Origin of the sequence: Ruminococcus flavefaciens (genome assembly GCF_900116855.1) — a bacterium.
GTDB classification, from domain to species: domain Bacteria; phylum Bacillota; class Clostridia; order Oscillospirales; family Ruminococcaceae; genus Ruminococcus; species Ruminococcus flavefaciens_R.
Map to the genome: position 1 here is coordinate 72859 of NZ_UETD01000002.1, position 14743 is coordinate 87601.

Annotated in this window: 14 protein-coding genes and 1 other RNA gene; 6 read left to right on the forward strand and 9 right to left on the reverse strand. The window is 43.1% G+C overall.

The genetic code is table 11. The annotated features are described in order from the left end of the window. Window positions 1–11 precede the first annotated feature (11 nt). The 3 genes from DSZ37_RS00365 to DSZ37_RS00375 all read left to right on the forward strand — a co-directional run bounded on the left by DSZ37_RS00365 (window position 12) and on the right by DSZ37_RS00375 (window position 3584). A complete protein-coding gene (locus DSZ37_RS00365) occupies window positions 12–695 on the forward strand; it encodes a 4Fe-4S dicluster domain-containing protein (protein ID WP_109725002.1) in 684 nt (227 codons plus the stop codon). Window positions 696–707: 12 nt separating this feature from the next. Then, the gene (locus tag DSZ37_RS00370; RefSeq protein ID WP_109725003.1) at window positions 708–2309 is read left to right on the forward strand and encodes an FAD-dependent oxidoreductase; all 1602 of its coding nucleotides are present in this window, start codon (window positions 708–710) and stop codon (window positions 2307–2309) included. A 66-nt stretch (window positions 2310–2375) separates the two neighbouring features. Continuing rightward, window positions 2376–3584: a permease gene (locus DSZ37_RS00375; protein ID WP_109725004.1), complete on the forward strand. Its 1209-nt coding sequence runs from the start codon at window positions 2376–2378 to the stop codon at window positions 3582–3584. 52 nt (window positions 3585–3636) lie between these two features. Here DSZ37_RS00375 and pyrE read toward each other — a convergent pair whose 3' ends face one another. Both pyrE and DSZ37_RS00385 read right to left on the reverse strand, forming a co-directional pair. Next, window positions 3637–4290, reverse strand: coding sequence for an orotate phosphoribosyltransferase (pyrE, locus tag DSZ37_RS00380; protein ID WP_109725361.1), 654 nt, complete (start codon window positions 4288–4290; stop codon window positions 3637–3639). A gap of 53 nt (window positions 4291–4343) precedes the next feature. After that, window positions 4344–4694: a zinc ribbon domain-containing protein gene (locus DSZ37_RS00385; protein WP_109725005.1), complete on the reverse strand. Its 351-nt coding sequence runs from the start codon at window positions 4692–4694 to the stop codon at window positions 4344–4346. 176 nt (window positions 4695–4870) lie between these two features. Between DSZ37_RS00385 and DSZ37_RS00390 the strand changes: the two genes are divergently transcribed. Both DSZ37_RS00390 and ssrS read left to right on the forward strand, forming a co-directional pair. Further along, window positions 4871–5161, forward strand: a complete 291-nt coding sequence (locus DSZ37_RS00390; RefSeq protein ID WP_109725006.1) for a DUF1292 domain-containing protein — start codon at window positions 4871–4873, stop codon at window positions 5159–5161. A gap of 81 nt (window positions 5162–5242) precedes the next feature. After that, window positions 5243–5427: non-coding RNA, 6S RNA (gene ssrS / locus DSZ37_RS00395), on the forward strand. Between the two features lie 68 nt (window positions 5428–5495). Here ssrS and nrdG read toward each other — a convergent pair. The 3 genes from nrdG to DSZ37_RS00410 form a co-directional block, all read right to left on the reverse strand. After that, on the reverse strand, window positions 5496–5996 hold the full coding sequence (gene nrdG / locus DSZ37_RS00400) for an anaerobic ribonucleoside-triphosphate reductase activating protein (RefSeq protein WP_109725007.1): 501 nt from the start codon (window positions 5994–5996) through the stop codon (window positions 5496–5498). Between the two features lie 12 nt (window positions 5997–6008). Then, window positions 6009–8327, reverse strand: a complete 2319-nt coding sequence (locus tag DSZ37_RS00405; RefSeq protein ID WP_109725008.1) for an anaerobic ribonucleoside triphosphate reductase — start codon at window positions 8325–8327, stop codon at window positions 6009–6011. 248 nt (window positions 8328–8575) lie between these two features. Then, a complete protein-coding gene (locus DSZ37_RS00410) occupies window positions 8576–9424 on the reverse strand; it encodes a hypothetical protein (protein ID WP_109725009.1) in 849 nt (282 codons plus the stop codon). Between the two features lie 1007 nt (window positions 9425–10431). On the opposite strand from DSZ37_RS00410, the gene DSZ37_RS00415 reads away from it, so the two are divergent. After that, entirely contained in the window at window positions 10432–11850 is a 1419-nt protein-coding gene (locus DSZ37_RS00415; RefSeq protein ID WP_109725010.1) for a S1C family serine protease, read from the forward strand. Window positions 11851–12026: 176 nt separating this feature from the next. On the opposite strand, the gene DSZ37_RS00420 is transcribed toward DSZ37_RS00415, so the two are convergent. From DSZ37_RS00420 to DSZ37_RS00435, 4 genes are read right to left on the reverse strand one after another with little or no spacing between them, the layout of a single operon-like run. Then, window positions 12027–12587, reverse strand: coding sequence for an ATP-binding cassette domain-containing protein (locus DSZ37_RS00420; RefSeq protein ID WP_109725011.1), 561 nt, complete (start codon window positions 12585–12587; stop codon window positions 12027–12029). Window positions 12588–12591: 4 nt separating this feature from the next. Continuing rightward, window positions 12592–12921: a GntR family transcriptional regulator gene (locus DSZ37_RS00425; RefSeq protein ID WP_242978529.1), complete on the reverse strand. Its 330-nt coding sequence runs from the start codon at window positions 12919–12921 to the stop codon at window positions 12592–12594. Between the two features lie 40 nt (window positions 12922–12961). Beyond that, complete coding sequence (gene pyrB / locus DSZ37_RS00430) at window positions 12962–14044, reverse strand: aspartate carbamoyltransferase (RefSeq protein WP_109725013.1); 1083 nt, start codon at window positions 14042–14044, stop codon at window positions 12962–12964. 22 nt (window positions 14045–14066) lie between these two features. After that, complete coding sequence (locus DSZ37_RS00435) at window positions 14067–14735, reverse strand: HD domain-containing protein (RefSeq protein ID WP_109725014.1); 669 nt, start codon at window positions 14733–14735, stop codon at window positions 14067–14069. Between the last annotated feature and the right edge of the window lie 8 nt (window positions 14736–14743).

The window sequence follows — 14743 nt, forward strand, 5'->3', positions numbered from 1 at the left end:
GAGAATTTCGCATGGATAATATGTTGAATGTTTACCTGTTCGGCAAGAGATATCAGGTGCCTGCAGGTCTTACAATAATGACAGCTATGGAATATGCAGGCTATGAGCTTGTAAGAGGCTGCGGCTGCCGTAACGGCTTCTGCGGTGCCTGCGCTACCATTTACAGAATAAAGGGAGAGATAGAGCTTCACGGATGTCTTGCCTGTCAGACTGAGGTACAGGAGGGAATGTATGTTGCTACGCTTCCTTTCTTCCCGCTTGAAAAGAGGGTATACAATATCGAGGAGATAAAGCCCACACAGCAGATAATGATGCAGCTCTATCCCGAGATATACAGCTGTATCGGCTGCAATGCCTGTACAAAGGCTTGTACTCAGGAGCTAAATGTTATGCAGTATATCGCATACGCTCAGAGAGGTGAGTATGACAAGTGTGCAGAGGAGAGCTTTGACTGCGTAATGTGCGGCGTATGTTCATCACGCTGTCCCGCAGGCATCTCCCATCCTCAGGTTGCTATGCTCGCAAGACGCCTTAACGGTAAGTATATCGCTCCCGAGTGCAGACATCTTACAGACAGGGTAAACGAGATAAACGAGGGCATCTTTGATGAAAAGATCGCCGAGCTCATGACAAAGGCTGTAGATAATCTTGATGAGATCAAGGATATGTACAATCACCGTGAGATAGAGAAGTAAGGGGGAGAGAAGATGTACAAGATAGAAAAGCTTAATGAACTTGCAAAGGTAGTTGCAGAAAAAAGAGCCGAGAACGCAGCTCTCGAACCCAGACGTATGACAGCTGAGGAAAAGGATGACCTTCTTGCTCATTTCCACCCCGATTACAAGCAGGACGAATTCACAGTCCTGTCAGCAGGCGTTAACAAGGGCGATAAGGTCCCTACACAGCTGGCTGCACTTCTTCAGGGCAAGAGCAGGATATCTGCTGCTGATGTAGACCTTTCTGCTCCCGATTATGAGACAGATGTACTTATTATCGGCGGCGGCGGTGCAGGTGCTTCCGCAGCTATCGAGGCTGACGAAGCGGGCGTAAAGACAATGATCGTTACAAAGCTCCGTATCGGTGACGCTAATACAATGATGGCTGAGGGCGGTATTCAGGCTGCTGATAAGCCTAACGATTCTCCTGCGATCCACTTCCTTGACGCTTTCGGCGGCGGACATTTCGCGGCAAAGCCAGAGCTTGTAAAGAAGCTTGTCACAAAGGCTCCAGAAGCTATCCAGTGGCTCAACAAGCTTGGCGTTGAGTTCGACAAGGAACCCGACGGCACAATGGTAACGACTCACGGCGGCGGTACTTCAAGAAAGAGAATGCACGCTGCAAAGGACTACTCAGGCGCTGAGATAATGCGTACACTCCGTGATGAGGTAATCAACCGCGGTATACCCGTTATCGACTTCACAGCAGCAATTGAGATCATCCTCGATGGCAACGGCAAGGCAGCAGGTGCAGTTCTTATGAATATGGAGACAAAGGAGCTTCTCGTTGCAAGAGCAAAGACGGTTATAATCGCAACAGGCGGTGCAGGAAGACTTCATTATCAGGGCTTCCCCACATCGAACCACTACGGCGCTACAGCTGATGGACTTATACTCGGCTACCGTGTGGGAGCTAAGCTTCTTTACGCTGATACGCTCCAGTATCACCCCACCGGAACCGGCTATCCCGAGCAGATATTTGGTGCTCTCGTTACCGAGAAGGTTCGTTCACTTGGAGCAAAGCTCGTTAACATAGACGGTGATGTATTTATGCATCCCCTCGAGACCAGAGATGTTACTGCAGCTTCTATTATCCGCGAGTGTACTGCTCGTGATAAGGGTATAGAGACAAATCTCGGCAAGGCTATCTGGCTTGATACTCCTATGATAGAGCTTATCCACGGAGAAGGAACCATTGAAAAGCGTATTCCTGCCATGATGAGAATGTTCGGCAAGTACGGTATCGACATCCGCAAGGAACCGATACTCGTTTATCCTACACTTCACTACCAGAACGGCGGTCTTGATATTACCGACGACTGTGCAACAGGCGTTGAGAACCTTTATGCAGCAGGTGAGGTAGCAGGCGGTATCCACGGACGCAATCGTCTTATGGGCAATTCTCTCCTTGACGTTATTGTTTTCGGCAGAAACGCTGGTATATACGCTTCCGCCAAAGCAAAGGAGACCTCTGAGCCTCAGGGACTCACTCTCGCACATATCGAGAAGTTCAATAAGGAGCTCGAAGCTGCAGGTGTTGCAGGCGATACAGTTTCACCTATGCTTCTCCCTCATTATGCAAGAAAGAAATAATTAAAAAGGGACGCCGAAATGGCGTCCCGAAATATGTATTAATAAAAGAAAGTTAAGTGATAAATAATGGATTTTTTCGACGGAATTCTTTCTATTCACGGCGTTTCATTCCTGATGATATCCGTAATAGCTATTGCTGCTCTCGGATATATTCTCGGAAGAATTACTATTAAAGGTATCTCTCTCGGAACAGCAGGAGTTTTCATAGTCGCTCTGATCTATGGATGTATCTTCTATAAGCAGCTCTCTGACGAGATCAATACCGACTTTGTCGGAAACGCCCTGAAAATAGTTGATAATCTCGGACTTATTCTTTTTGTGACAGCTGTTGGCTTTATTGCAGGACCTAATTTCTTTGGCAACTTCAAGAAAAACTTCAAATCATACGTACTTCTGGCGATAATCATTATCCTCAGCGGAGGACTTGCCTGTGCAGGCTGTATCATGATAGGCAGGAACTTCACCGATCTGTCGACAGAAGAGTTAACCGCAATGCTCACAGGTATCCTTTCGGGAGCTCTTACAAGTACCCCGGGTTTTTCAGCTGCAAAGGATGCGGTACAGACAGATCATCTTCAGGGTATAGTATCTGTCGGATATGCTATCGCTTATATCTTCGGAGTTATCGGTGTAGTTCTTTTTGTACAGATAGTCCCCAAGCTGACAAAGGCTGATATGGCTAAGGAGCGTGAGCTTCTTGCTCCCACATCGAGCAAGAAAGAGAAAGATAAAAGCGAGAACAAGCTTATAGAGATGGATAGCTTTGGCATAATGCCTTTTGCACTGGCAGCAGTTATCGGAATAGTTCTCGGTTCCTTCAAGTTTGGTAATTTCTCACTTTCCACTACGGGCGGATGTCTGCTTGTGTCTCTTATCTTCGGACATTTCGGACACTTCGGAAAGCTGTCTGTAACTCCCAAGGATTCTACCTTAAAGGTATTCCGTGAGCTGGGACTCATGTTCTTCCTTATCGGTGCCGGAGTATCCGGAGGAGCAAAGTTTGTACAGTATTTTGATGCTGTATACTTTGTTTACGGAATGATAATGACAGTAGTCCCCATGGTAATAGGTTATTTGTTTGCAAAGTATGTGCTGAAGCTCAGCCTACTCAATAACCTCGGTTCTATCACAGGCGGTATGACTTCAACACCTGCTCTCGGTACACTTATAAGCACAGCAGGTACAGAAAATGTAGCCTCCGCATACGCCGCAACATATCCCGTAGCACTTATATCAGTTGTACTTGTATCACAGTTCCTTATAATTCTTTTCTAATGACCGAAATATATAATTAAAAGCCTGAGATGAACTCTCAGGCTTTTGTCGATTATTTAACTCCGTATGTCTCTCTGTATTCGAGCATCTTGTCAAGGTATTCCTTGCCGGGAACGATATCATTTCTGATGGCGTCGATGATATCCTCCATAGTTACGATAGGATATACAATAACGCCAAAGTCACGCTTTACTTCCTGAACTGCTGAAAGCTCTCCTGTGCCCTTTTCCATGCGGTCAACAGTGATGACCATGCCTGTGACATTTACATCAGCGGCTGTCATAAGCTTAGGCATTGACTCTCTCAGAGCCTTGCCTGATGTCATTACATCATCGATAATAACTACCTTTTCGCCGTCTTCAAGAGTCTTACCAACAAACATACCGCCTTCACCGTGATCCTTTGCTTCTTTTCTGTCGAAGCAGTAGGAAACATCGATGCCAAACTTATTGCTGAGGGCAACTACTGCTGAAACTGCCAGAGGAATGCCTTTATATGCAGGTCCGAAAAGAGTGTCAACAGGGATATTATTCGCATTAATGCATTCTGCGTAGTATTCACCGAGTTTTGCAAGCTGAGCACCTGTTTTATAATTTCCGCAATTGATAAAGTACGGAGCCTTTCTGCCGCTCTTGAGGGTAAATTCTCCGAATGTCAGCACACCGCAGTCTACCATGAATTTTATAAAACTTTCCTTGTAAGTCATTTTTATAACCTCCGTTATGTATTTATTACCTCCTGCAAAGCAGGTTAATATCATTATATAGCTTCATAGATATGACCGCAGAACGGACATCTGGGATAGTCCACATCTATCTCGGCACCGCATTCGGGGCAGACCTTCTTTGGCAGGATATCAATATTATCGTCTATATCCTGATTGAACTTGCCTGCAAATCCCGTAGGGTGGGTGACAGGGAACACACCTATCAGCATACCGCATTCAGAACAGTAATATCCAAGTGTAGTGTCCACAGGAACCTCACACAGCATTTCGTCGCCGTCATAAAATGTGGAAACGGGATATACAAGCGATGATCCCTTTGACGGTATACCGCGCTTTTCGATCTTGAAGAAGCCTCTGATCATTTGTTTTCCGCAATGCAGCATAATATATCCCTCCTTCTAAGCTATAATAATATTATAGTCTATTTAGGGAAATAATTCAAGACATAATGAAGAAAAAGTTCGCAATCTCTACTATCCATGCATTACCACTTGATTTTTGCAGTGTATTAGTGTATAATATATACATAAAAGGCGTATGCCGGATAGGAGAAAAAACTATGTCTGAAATGAATGAATATACACCCGATCTTTTCGAGCTGATCGATGAGGAAGGAAACAAAAAGCAGTTTGAGCTTTTTGATGCAGCTGAGATAAATGGTGAACAGTATTTTGCAATGCTTCCTGCGGTGGAGGATGATGATTTCCTCAATTCAGACTGTGAGCTTGTTATTCTGAAGTCTGTAGAAGAGGACGGGGAAGAGATACTTGTATCCATAGATGACGAGGACGAATTTGAGACAGTGTCTTCTTTCTTCATGGAACGACTTCAGGACGCATTGGAAGAATGATTTTTACCAATTTTTAATTATTTTACATAGAAATGCTATTGATTTTTTGAAAATCATGTGCTATAATATATATAGAAAAGAAAATTTCTGCCTTGTTCGGGTAATTATAGTTTTTATAATCCAACACATAATTCAAGGGAATTCGACTCCGTATGTGGACTGCAGACCTCCCGCCCTGCGGAAGAAGGGAGCGAGAAGCATAAGGGCGTTTACCCACCTGCTTCGTGCGGGTTTTATGCACTATATGACGGCAAGGCGGATTTTTTTACCCAAAAATCTTTTCTGATAAATAAATATCCCGAAAGTGATGGAATATCGCTTTCGGGATTATTTTTTACGGTTCTGCTTCGGTCACACGACCTTCGGCAAGGCTCTTTCGGCAGTCAATGTAGCGTTGATTTGAGCTTCCGCGGAATTTGATCTCCCAATCCTTCTGTTCAAGGATAAAGGGTCCGTCAATAAGTATATCAGTCACTTCAAGAAGTTCCTGCCAGTGATTTTCAGCGCGGTCATCATAAAGCTTCTCAAACGTATAGCCCGTATATGTTACAATGTTGAGACCGAGCTTTCTGATCTCTTTTCCCAGTACTGATAGAGCCTCAGCCTGACAAAACGGCTCACCGCCGCTGAACGTCACGCCGTCAAGCAGGGGATTGCCCTTTATTTTTTCAAGCAGCTCTTCGGTAGTGGTAAGAGTACCGCCGTTAAAATCGTGAGTCTGTGGATTGTGGCAGCCCTTACAGTTATGAGGGCAGCCCTGAACAAATATCGTAAATCTTATTCCGGGACCGTCAACGATAGAATCGTTGATAGTTCCCGCAATTCTGAGTTCCATTTAATCACCTGATCATACATCATGCTTTACACGGTCGTGCTCCTCAGCACGCTTTCCGTTATTGAAACGGTCAAGAGTACCAACGAGGTAACCTGTGATACGGCGTATCCTGTCAAATGCGACATTGTTGGAATGTTCCTTTCTGCCGCAGCAAGGACAAGTTTCACCGATAATTCCCGTATATCCGCAGCAGGGGTCACGGTCAACAGGGTGGTTTATAGCACCGTAGCCTATGCCTGATTCCTTCATGCAGCGAACTATCTTTTCAAATGCACTGAGGTTTTCAAGAGGATCACCGTCAAGCTCGATGTAGCTGATGTGACCTGCATTTGTAAGCTCGTGGTAAGGAGCTTCTATCTTTATCTTCTCGAATGCGCTGATAGGGTAGTAAACAGGAACGTGGAATGAGTTAGTATAGTATTCGCGGTCTGTAACGCCCTCGATAATGCCATATTTCTTAGCATCCATACGAACAAATCTGCCTGAGAGACCCTCAGCAGGAGTAGCAAGGAGAGAGAAGTTGAGGCCTGTTCTCTTTGACTCCTCGTCAAGACGCTTTCTCATTGCAGTAACGATCTCGAGACCGAGTTCGCGTGCTTCTTCACTTTCGCCGTGATGAGCGCCGATAAGAGCTTTCAGAGTCTCAGCGAGACCGATGAAACCTACGGAAAGAGTTCCGTGCTTTAGTACCTCTTCAACTGTATCGTCGGGACCAAGCTTGTCGGAATCGATCCAGATGCCCTGTCCCATGAGGAACGGGTAGTTTCTTACTCTCTTCTGAGACTGTATCTTGAAACGGTGCATGAGCTGATCAATGACCAGTTCCATTTTTTCTTCCAGCATCTCGAAGAATAGACCTACATTGTGGTCAGCCTTTATGGCGAGTCTGGGAAGATTTATTGAAGTAAAGCTGAGATTTCCTCTGCCTGTAACGATCTCTCTTGAAGGATCGTAGTTATTGCCTATAACTCGTGTACGGCAGCCCATATAAGCGATCTCTGTATCAGGATTGCCCTCCTTGTAATACTGGAGATTATAAGGAGCGTCGATAAACGAGAAGTTAGGGAAGAGTCTCTTTGCGGAGACACGACAGGCAAGCTTGAAAAGATCATAGTTTGGATCGGTGGGGTTGTAATTGATACCGTCCTTGATCTTGAAGATATGTATCGGGAAGATAGGTGTCTCGCCGTTACCGAGACCGGCTTCCTGAGCAAGAAGAACGTTTTTGATGACCATTCTTCCCTCGGGAGTTGTATCTGTACCGTAGTTTATTGAGCTGAAAGGTGTCTGTGCACCTGCACGGCTGTTCATGGTATTGAGGTTGTGGATCAGCGCCTCCATAGCCTGATAAGTAGCTCTGTCTGTTTCTTTCTCAGCATTTCTTGTGGCGAAAGCCTGAATTTTCTCAGCGGTTTCCTTATCGGTGTATTTGAGGAGCAGCTCCATTTCCTTTTCCTGATAGCCGTTATCGTGTGCAAGGACAGGTTTCAGACCGAAGTTTTCGGATATTTCTTTCTTTATACCATCCATTACCTCGAATTCATTCTCGACACCGCCGATGAGCGAAAGGGCTCTTGCTACATTCTGTGTGTATCTTGCAGCATATGTTTTCTTTACGCCATCTGCCATAGCATAGTCGAAGGTAGGTATGCTCTGACCGCCGTGCTGATCGTTCTGATTGGACTGGATAGCGATACAGGCAAGCGCTGAATAGCTTGCGATGTCGTTAGGCTCTCTGAGGAAGCCGTGTCCGGTGGAGAAGCCGTTAGTGAAGAGCTTCTTCAGATCGATCTGAGTGCAGGTAGTTGTCAGAGTATAGAAATCAAGGTCGTGGATGTGAATATCGCCCTCTCGATGAGCTTTTGCGTGTGCAGGCTCAAGGACGTACATCTCATAGTATTCTTTTGCGGATACGGAACCATACTTGAGCATAGTGCCCATGGCTGTATCGCCGTCTATATTTGCGTTTTCGCGCTTTATATCACTGTCTTTAGCGGGGCTGAAGGTAAGCTCGTTGAGTACACACATCAGATTAGTCTTCATCTCGCGTGAGCGTGTACGCTCGTAACGGTAGAGAATGTAAGCCTTAGCTGTTTTTGCGTGTCCTTTTTCGATGAGAACCTTCTCGACAAGATCCTGTATTTCTTCGACAGTGGGAGTTTTGCCCGGATTCTGTTCCTCATAAAGTCTGCATACTTCAACTGCAACATCCATTGCAACATTAAAGTCAGTGCCCCCCCGAGCCTGAGCAGCCTTGAAAATAGCGTTTGCTATCTTCTCTATATTAAAAGGAACCTTTCGTCCGTCTCTCTTGATAATGTGGATTATCATTTCTTTATCATACCTCCAAACACAATATATAGTATCTGTCTTTCAATTGCTCTAATGTATAGTATATAGCATTCGAAGACGCTTGTCAATGTAGAGTATAGACAATGAAAGAGGAGAAAAATACCGAATAATTGTAATAATTGTGCATAAATCTTTTATAAAAATTGATTTTTGCGATATTTCGGCGTTTAAAAGGGGTCTACAAAATGTAAACAGCCGACCACTATATATAGTGGTCGGCTTGAAAATTATACAGTATGACAAAGTATGTAATCAGCAATAGTTTTGTATGCAGATTCTGTAAGTGCTCCTGTTTCATGATCTCTGAATCCCTCTGCAAGCTTTCCGTCAACACCCTTGAGTGCTGTATTGGTATCGATGCAATAAACGTTGTTTGTATTAGCGAGAGTGAGGAGTTTTGTATTGAACTCGTTTACAGTTCCGTTAGTAATGACAGGATCGTCATCACGAACGGGAGGAAGCTGCATTATATATATGTCAGAATCAGGAAGATATCCTCTTGTATTTTTTATGAGCTCGGTATAGCTTGATATCATATCGTCGACGGAAGCCGTACCAATATCACTTCCGAGCATGAAATAAACTGTTTCAGGTTTTTTGGTCTGGATTATCTCGTATGCTGTCTTAACACCATATGATGATTCCATTGTTACAGTATTGCAGCCGACAGCATTAAGCTCAGGACTTGAAATGACATCCTTCAATCCTGAATACTTACCCATATCTTGTAATGTACTATCTGTTACAAGACAGCATCCGCTAAGATAAGAAGCATCTTTAGCTTCGGACTGTGAAATAGGATTAGTCACAGAACTCATATTATTATTCGATGCATCAGGAGCTTCACTGTTGTTGCTGCTGTCAGCTGAAGTCTTACCGTTTTTTTCTTCTACAACGATCTTGTCAAATTCTTCCGAAAAGAAATCATCGTTGTAATTGGCAGCAACCATATATAGTATGAAGCAAGTAGCAAATGATAGGACGAATATAAGCAGCAGTCCCCATATGCTGAACCTGACTTTAGGTCTTCCGCGCTTTTTATTTGATATCCTTCTTATACTTTTGTTTTTAGCCATATTTTCTCCCGACCCCAAATGGAGCCTGCCGAATTACGGTGTACGGCATACCGATATCTGCCGGAGCGGCATACAAATATATTATACCTCTTTTTCGGTTGATTTGCAAGAGTTTTCATATATTTTTCAGCAGATCGCCTTTTTTACCGATATTCATTGTCAAATAGAACAATCAGAGTTACTTCTGTTTGGTATTAACGCTGAAATGTACTAAATAAATGTGAATGTTGCAAGAAATCTATTGACATTGCACATATAATATGCTATTATATAAACAGAGAAAAGGAGAGCTCAACAGAGTCCTCCAAGCTAGATTTACTTGGACTGGGGCATAGCCTCAATGTAAATGATTTTATGCGGAAGGGAGAGTGAGTCCAATGGAAGGAAATTCAATTCAGCATCGTGAAGCCGGCGGGCTTGCTGAGTGATCGGACAAAAGTAAAAGGGAATATAGGCTTCGTGCTTGTTCCATTGAATAAAGCTCAATAAATGCTTGACCATCTGATCATAAAGCTGACGTATTGCTGATCTGAACGGCTTCATGTCAAAGTTAACGGATACAGAGCTATCTGAAATTTCGACAATAAGTCTTTAGATATATTGCGAAAAATCTTAAGTAAAGGTTGAGTCCAATGAGAATTTAGGTTATTACTTTATGAACTTGCATGATATTCGGATATGAAGAATAATACCGAATAAATACATCTTTATAGGTGATTCCAATGGAGAATTTTTACATTGCTTGATTACTTTATTTAAAGGAATGATGTACAATGAAAATGAGGTACACATTTAAAATCTGATCCGAAAGGGTGAGTCCAAAGGGTAATTTAGCCAAGTGATGAAAGTCGCTTAATACAATTGAATAGTTACAGCCCCGACAATAGTCGGGGCTTTTGTTATGTACAGCAAATATATAAATTATTTTTTCCTTGTGTTATCATATAATTATCACAAAAATGCTTATAATATATTATAGTGAGAAATTATGTGAAAGGATGAGCGGTATGTCGGATAATTATAATGATAAGGACACATACAGTTCCGATAAAGGTTCTTATCAGACTGAATATTATTCGGATAAATATAACGATATAAGCAGGAATGAAGATAATATGGGGTCTTATACCTATACTTCGGAAAATTCATCAGATTCTCGTAAGAAAAAGCCACATTTAGCTCTCAAGTGTATTGCTGCCGCTCTTGCATTGGTCATACTCGGAACAGGTATAGTTCAAGTCTATAAATTCCTTAATAATACAAGGGATGAGCTTGCAGAGTTCTCAGGAAGCCCATCAAAGACGGTTCTGAAGCAGCAGGAAGAAGTCAAAGAGGACGAGCCTTTGCCAAGCCTTATTGAGCTCGCCTCCCGTACTGACGCAAAACCGCTTCCAGATATCGTTGATTCCATTATGCCGTCAGTTGTTGGCGTAGCTTCAACATTTGAGTTTGAACAGCAGCAGTCATTCAGTATGTGGGGATGGAACTCGACTCCTCAGACTCAACAGCTCAGGGGAACAGGTACCGGATTCATCATTTCTGATGACGGTTATATCGTTACCAATGCTCATGTTGTGTATGACGTTGATTATAACGCAGGCGAGGCTGTTGAGGTCTCGGTTCTTTTCAGCGACGAAACTGAACATGAAGCGTCAATAGTCGCTTATGATCCCGATACAGATATCGCTGTACTCAAGGTTGATGAGACAGGTTTAAAACCTGCTGTCCTCGGCGACAGCGATGAGCTCAGAGTTGGCGAGCTGGTTATTGCTGTCGGAAATCCACTTGGATTTGATCTTTTTGGAACTGTTACCAGCGGCATAGTTTCTGCGCTTAACAGAAAGATCGACATTAACGAAAAGAAAATGAACCTCATCCAGACTGATGCTGCAATAAACAGCGGTAATTCAGGCGGACCGCTTCTCAATAGCTGCGGTCAGGTGATCGGAATCAACTCCGCAAAAATGTCATCCAGCTACAGCAGCAGTCTTGCAAGTGTTGAAGGACTATGCTTTGCGATCCCTATGAAGGAAGCAAAGGTTATCATCGATGATCTCATTAATTACCGTTATGTAACAGGCAGACCTCAGATCGGCATAAATACAAACGATATAAGTGAGGCTCAATCGCGATATTTTGATATACCTGTTGGTGTTCTTGTTCGTACTGTACAAGCCGGCAGTGCGGCTGATATAGCAGGTATCGAGGTCGGAGATGTTATAATCGACATTGAGGGCGAGCCTGTGACCACTGCTCAGGAACTGAATGAAATTAAGAACCAGCATAAGGCAGGGGATACGATAACGCTTACAGTTTGCAGAAATGATAAGGATATTAAGATCAAGGTCACACTTCAGGAAAAGAAAACTATCAACGGAAAACAAGCTGCTCCGTTTAATGATGATTCAAAGATTTCTGAAAACTAACATAAAGCCACCCATTAGAAGGGTGGCTTTTACTTTTTTAGATTTCTTTATGTTCGTATATCATAGAGGAAATAGTCCATGAGACAGCGAGAAGAACAAGGACAGCAACAACAGATATGATACTGAAAACAGCGAAATGACCTGTAAGCTTCGCGAGTTTTACAGTGAAGTTTTTGTCATCCGAGAGAAACATCGAAGGTAAAACTCCACATATGATACCTGTGAAGATCAGATAGAAAAACCTTCCTTTTGCAGTTCTGAAGCGGATCAAGTCCGCTTGTAGGTTCATCAAGAATAAGGAACTTAGCATTATGAGATAAAGCGATAGCGATAGCCAGCTTCATTTTCATACCTTTTGAAAAGTCGCCGAACTTCTTATTCTCGGGAAGTGAGAATTTATTGATATATCTGTTAAAATCATCATCGTTCCAGTTTGAATAAACATTTCGCATAATAGTGCCGATATTCTTTACGTTAAGCGCCTCAGGCAGACCAACTTCATCAAGTACTACGCCTATGTCGTTTTTCAGTTTAGCATTCATATCCTGACCTAATACTTTAATGCTGCCTTTTTTATACTTCTTCAATCCAAGTATTGAATTGATAGTAGTGCTTTTGCCTGCTCCGTTTTCACCGATAAGTCCCATTATGCAGCCTGATGGAAGCACAAGCGAAATATTATCAAGCTTAAAGCCGTCATATTCTTTTGTAAGGTCTTTGATTTCAATTGCATTCATAAGATCACTCCTGCTCGTAAAGTATTTCAAACATATCTATTATATCTTCCTTTGTTAGCTTGCAGGGGACCGCAAGTTTTTTTATCTCGTTGATATGTTCTTCGATTTTTTTCAGATTTTGTTCTTTTAGTATTTCCGTGTTTTGCGGAGCAACGAAGCATCCCTTTGCAGGAAGCGTATATATCAGCCCCTCACGTTCAAGCTCATCATACGCACGTTTTGTAGTTACTACGCTGATACGCATATCCTTTGCAAGACTTCGTATTGACGGAAGCGGATCATTTTCCTTCAGTTCTCCTCCGATATAGAACAGGTTTGTCAAGTACTTTTTCAAAAAAATTCCGTACAGATGTTTTCTGTACGGAATAATCAGATTATATAAGTTTTCTTTCGTCACAGTATTCACATTCAAGGAGCGTTTCATCTCCGCTTGAACGGAAGCTCTTGGGAAGATATTCCTCGTGATTAGTGATACATCTGGGATTACTGCATCTTACTCCCGTAAAAACTTTACCCTTCAACGTTTCTGAGGGCTTTTTCTCTTTGAGTATAGTCATTATAAGAGCCATACGGACATACATACCGTATTTAGCCTGTTTGAAGTACATTGCTCTCTCATCGTCGTCGACTTCAACAGTTATCTCGTCGACCCTTGGCAGGGGATGCATAACGATCATATCTTTTGCGGCAAGAAGCATCTTCTTCTTGTCAAGAACATAAGTGTTCTTCTGAGCGAGGTATTCTTCCTCGCTTGCAAAGCGCTCCTGCTGTATTCTGGTCATATAGAGCACATCAAGGCTTCCGATAGCTTCTTCAAGGGTGTTGACCTCAGTGAAGCTGCTTCCGTTTGCCTTTATGATATCCTTGATATAAGCAGGCATACCGAGCTGTGAAGTGGATATAAACACGAATTTATTATTCTCAAACATACTCAGTGCCTTGCAGAGTGAATGCACGGTCCTTCCGTTAAGAAGATCGCCGCACATACCGATCGTTAGCCCTGATAATGTTTGCTTCTCGATTTTCAGAGTGAGCAGATCCGTGAGAGTCTGAGTCGGATGGAGGTGACCGCCGTCACCGGCGTTGATAACAGAGCAGTCGGAAGTAAGGGAAGCTGCCTTAGCTGCACCTGCAACAGGGTGACGTATAACAAGTACGTCTGCATAGTTGCTGACTATCTTGGTTGTATCCTTTATTGTCTCGCCCTTGGAAACAGATGAATTGGCAGGATTATCAAAACCGATGATCTGACCGCCAAGTCTTATCATAGCTGTCTGGAATGACATCTGTGTTCTTGTGGACGGCTCATAGAAAAGTGTAGCCATGATCTTTCCGTCGCAAACATGAGCATAATCAGCAGGGGAGCGGTATATCTTCTCACCAAGCTCTACCACGTTCTTCCACCATGAAACCGGATAATCATTCAGATCGATAAGATGCTGATACTTTGAAAACATATTTGAACCTCCGTTATATTATTTACAGTATTTTACTGTCATTTATCATCATTTCAAACTGCACTCCAAGAAACTTAGAAGCTCTTTTGCACAGCAGCATACGCTCCATAAATATCTCAAAATACTCAAGCACGGAGGATATCTCCGTATCTATCTGGAGATCAAGAATAATAGAGGTCCTGCTGTCGTTGAACCTTACGTTTGATTTGACTACGGCGTAATTTACTCGGTCATGGATATCAAAGGTAAGCAGGTCGTGGTTGCGGACACGGCTTCTTCTTACATCGGTCTTGTCGCCGATTATCATAGCAGCAGATATAGCGTCAAGGGGCTGACCTGTGCTTTCGTCGTGATTGCCGATAGCAGAGATTATCGAACATATCTCATCAGCAGGCATACTAAGATTATCCAGCAGTCTGAATGCCATAACAGCACCGCTCTGTGCGTGGTCGACTCTGTTGATAACATTGCCTATATCGTGCATTATGGAAGCTATTTTTGCCAGCTCCACAGTTCTTTCATCATATCCCAGCGTTTCAAGTATCATAGCTGAGGTATGAGCAACCTTTTCCACATGAGGAAATGAGTGCTCTGTATATCCGAGCGCTTCAAGAGCCTTGTCGGCGCGTCGTATATACTCCATAATATCCGGGTTTTGTTTTATATACTTATAAGTAACTATACTTGGCATATTATCTC

Excerpts from the sequence above, each read along its gene's own strand:
- DSZ37_RS00415 (WP_109725010.1), top strand. The coding sequence starts at position 10,432 with ATGTCGGATAATTATAATGATAAGGACACATACAGTTCCGATAAAGGT.
- DSZ37_RS00420 (WP_109725011.1), bottom strand. The coding sequence starts at position 12,587 with ATGAATGCAATTGAAATCAAAGACCTTACAAAAGAATATGACGGCTTT.
- DSZ37_RS00405 (WP_109725008.1), bottom strand. The coding sequence starts at position 8,327 with ATGATAATCCACATTATCAAGAGAGACGGACGAAAGGTTCCTTTTAAT.
- DSZ37_RS00370 (WP_109725003.1), top strand. The coding sequence starts at position 708 with ATGTACAAGATAGAAAAGCTTAATGAACTTGCAAAGGTAGTTGCAGAA.
- DSZ37_RS00375 (WP_109725004.1), top strand. The coding sequence starts at position 2,376 with ATGGATTTTTTCGACGGAATTCTTTCTATTCACGGCGTTTCATTCCTG.
- DSZ37_RS00410 (WP_109725009.1), bottom strand. The coding sequence starts at position 9,424 with ATGGCTAAAAACAAAAGTATAAGAAGGATATCAAATAAAAAGCGCGGA.
- DSZ37_RS00435 (WP_109725014.1), bottom strand. The coding sequence starts at position 14,735 with ATGCCAAGTATAGTTACTTATAAGTATATAAAACAAAACCCGGATATT.
- DSZ37_RS00390 (WP_109725006.1), top strand. The coding sequence starts at position 4,871 with ATGTCTGAAATGAATGAATATACACCCGATCTTTTCGAGCTGATCGAT.
- DSZ37_RS00385 (WP_109725005.1), bottom strand. The coding sequence starts at position 4,694 with ATGCTGCATTGCGGAAAACAAATGATCAGAGGCTTCTTCAAGATCGAA.
- DSZ37_RS00365 (WP_109725002.1), top strand. The coding sequence starts at position 12 with ATGGATAATATGTTGAATGTTTACCTGTTCGGCAAGAGATATCAGGTG.
- pyrE (WP_109725361.1), bottom strand. The coding sequence starts at position 4,290 with ATGACTTACAAGGAAAGTTTTATAAAATTCATGGTAGACTGCGGTGTG.
- pyrB (WP_109725013.1), bottom strand. The coding sequence starts at position 14,044 with ATGTTTTCAAAGTATCAGCATCTTATCGATCTGAATGATTATCCGGTT.
- nrdG (WP_109725007.1), bottom strand. The coding sequence starts at position 5,996 with ATGGAACTCAGAATTGCGGGAACTATCAACGATTCTATCGTTGACGGT.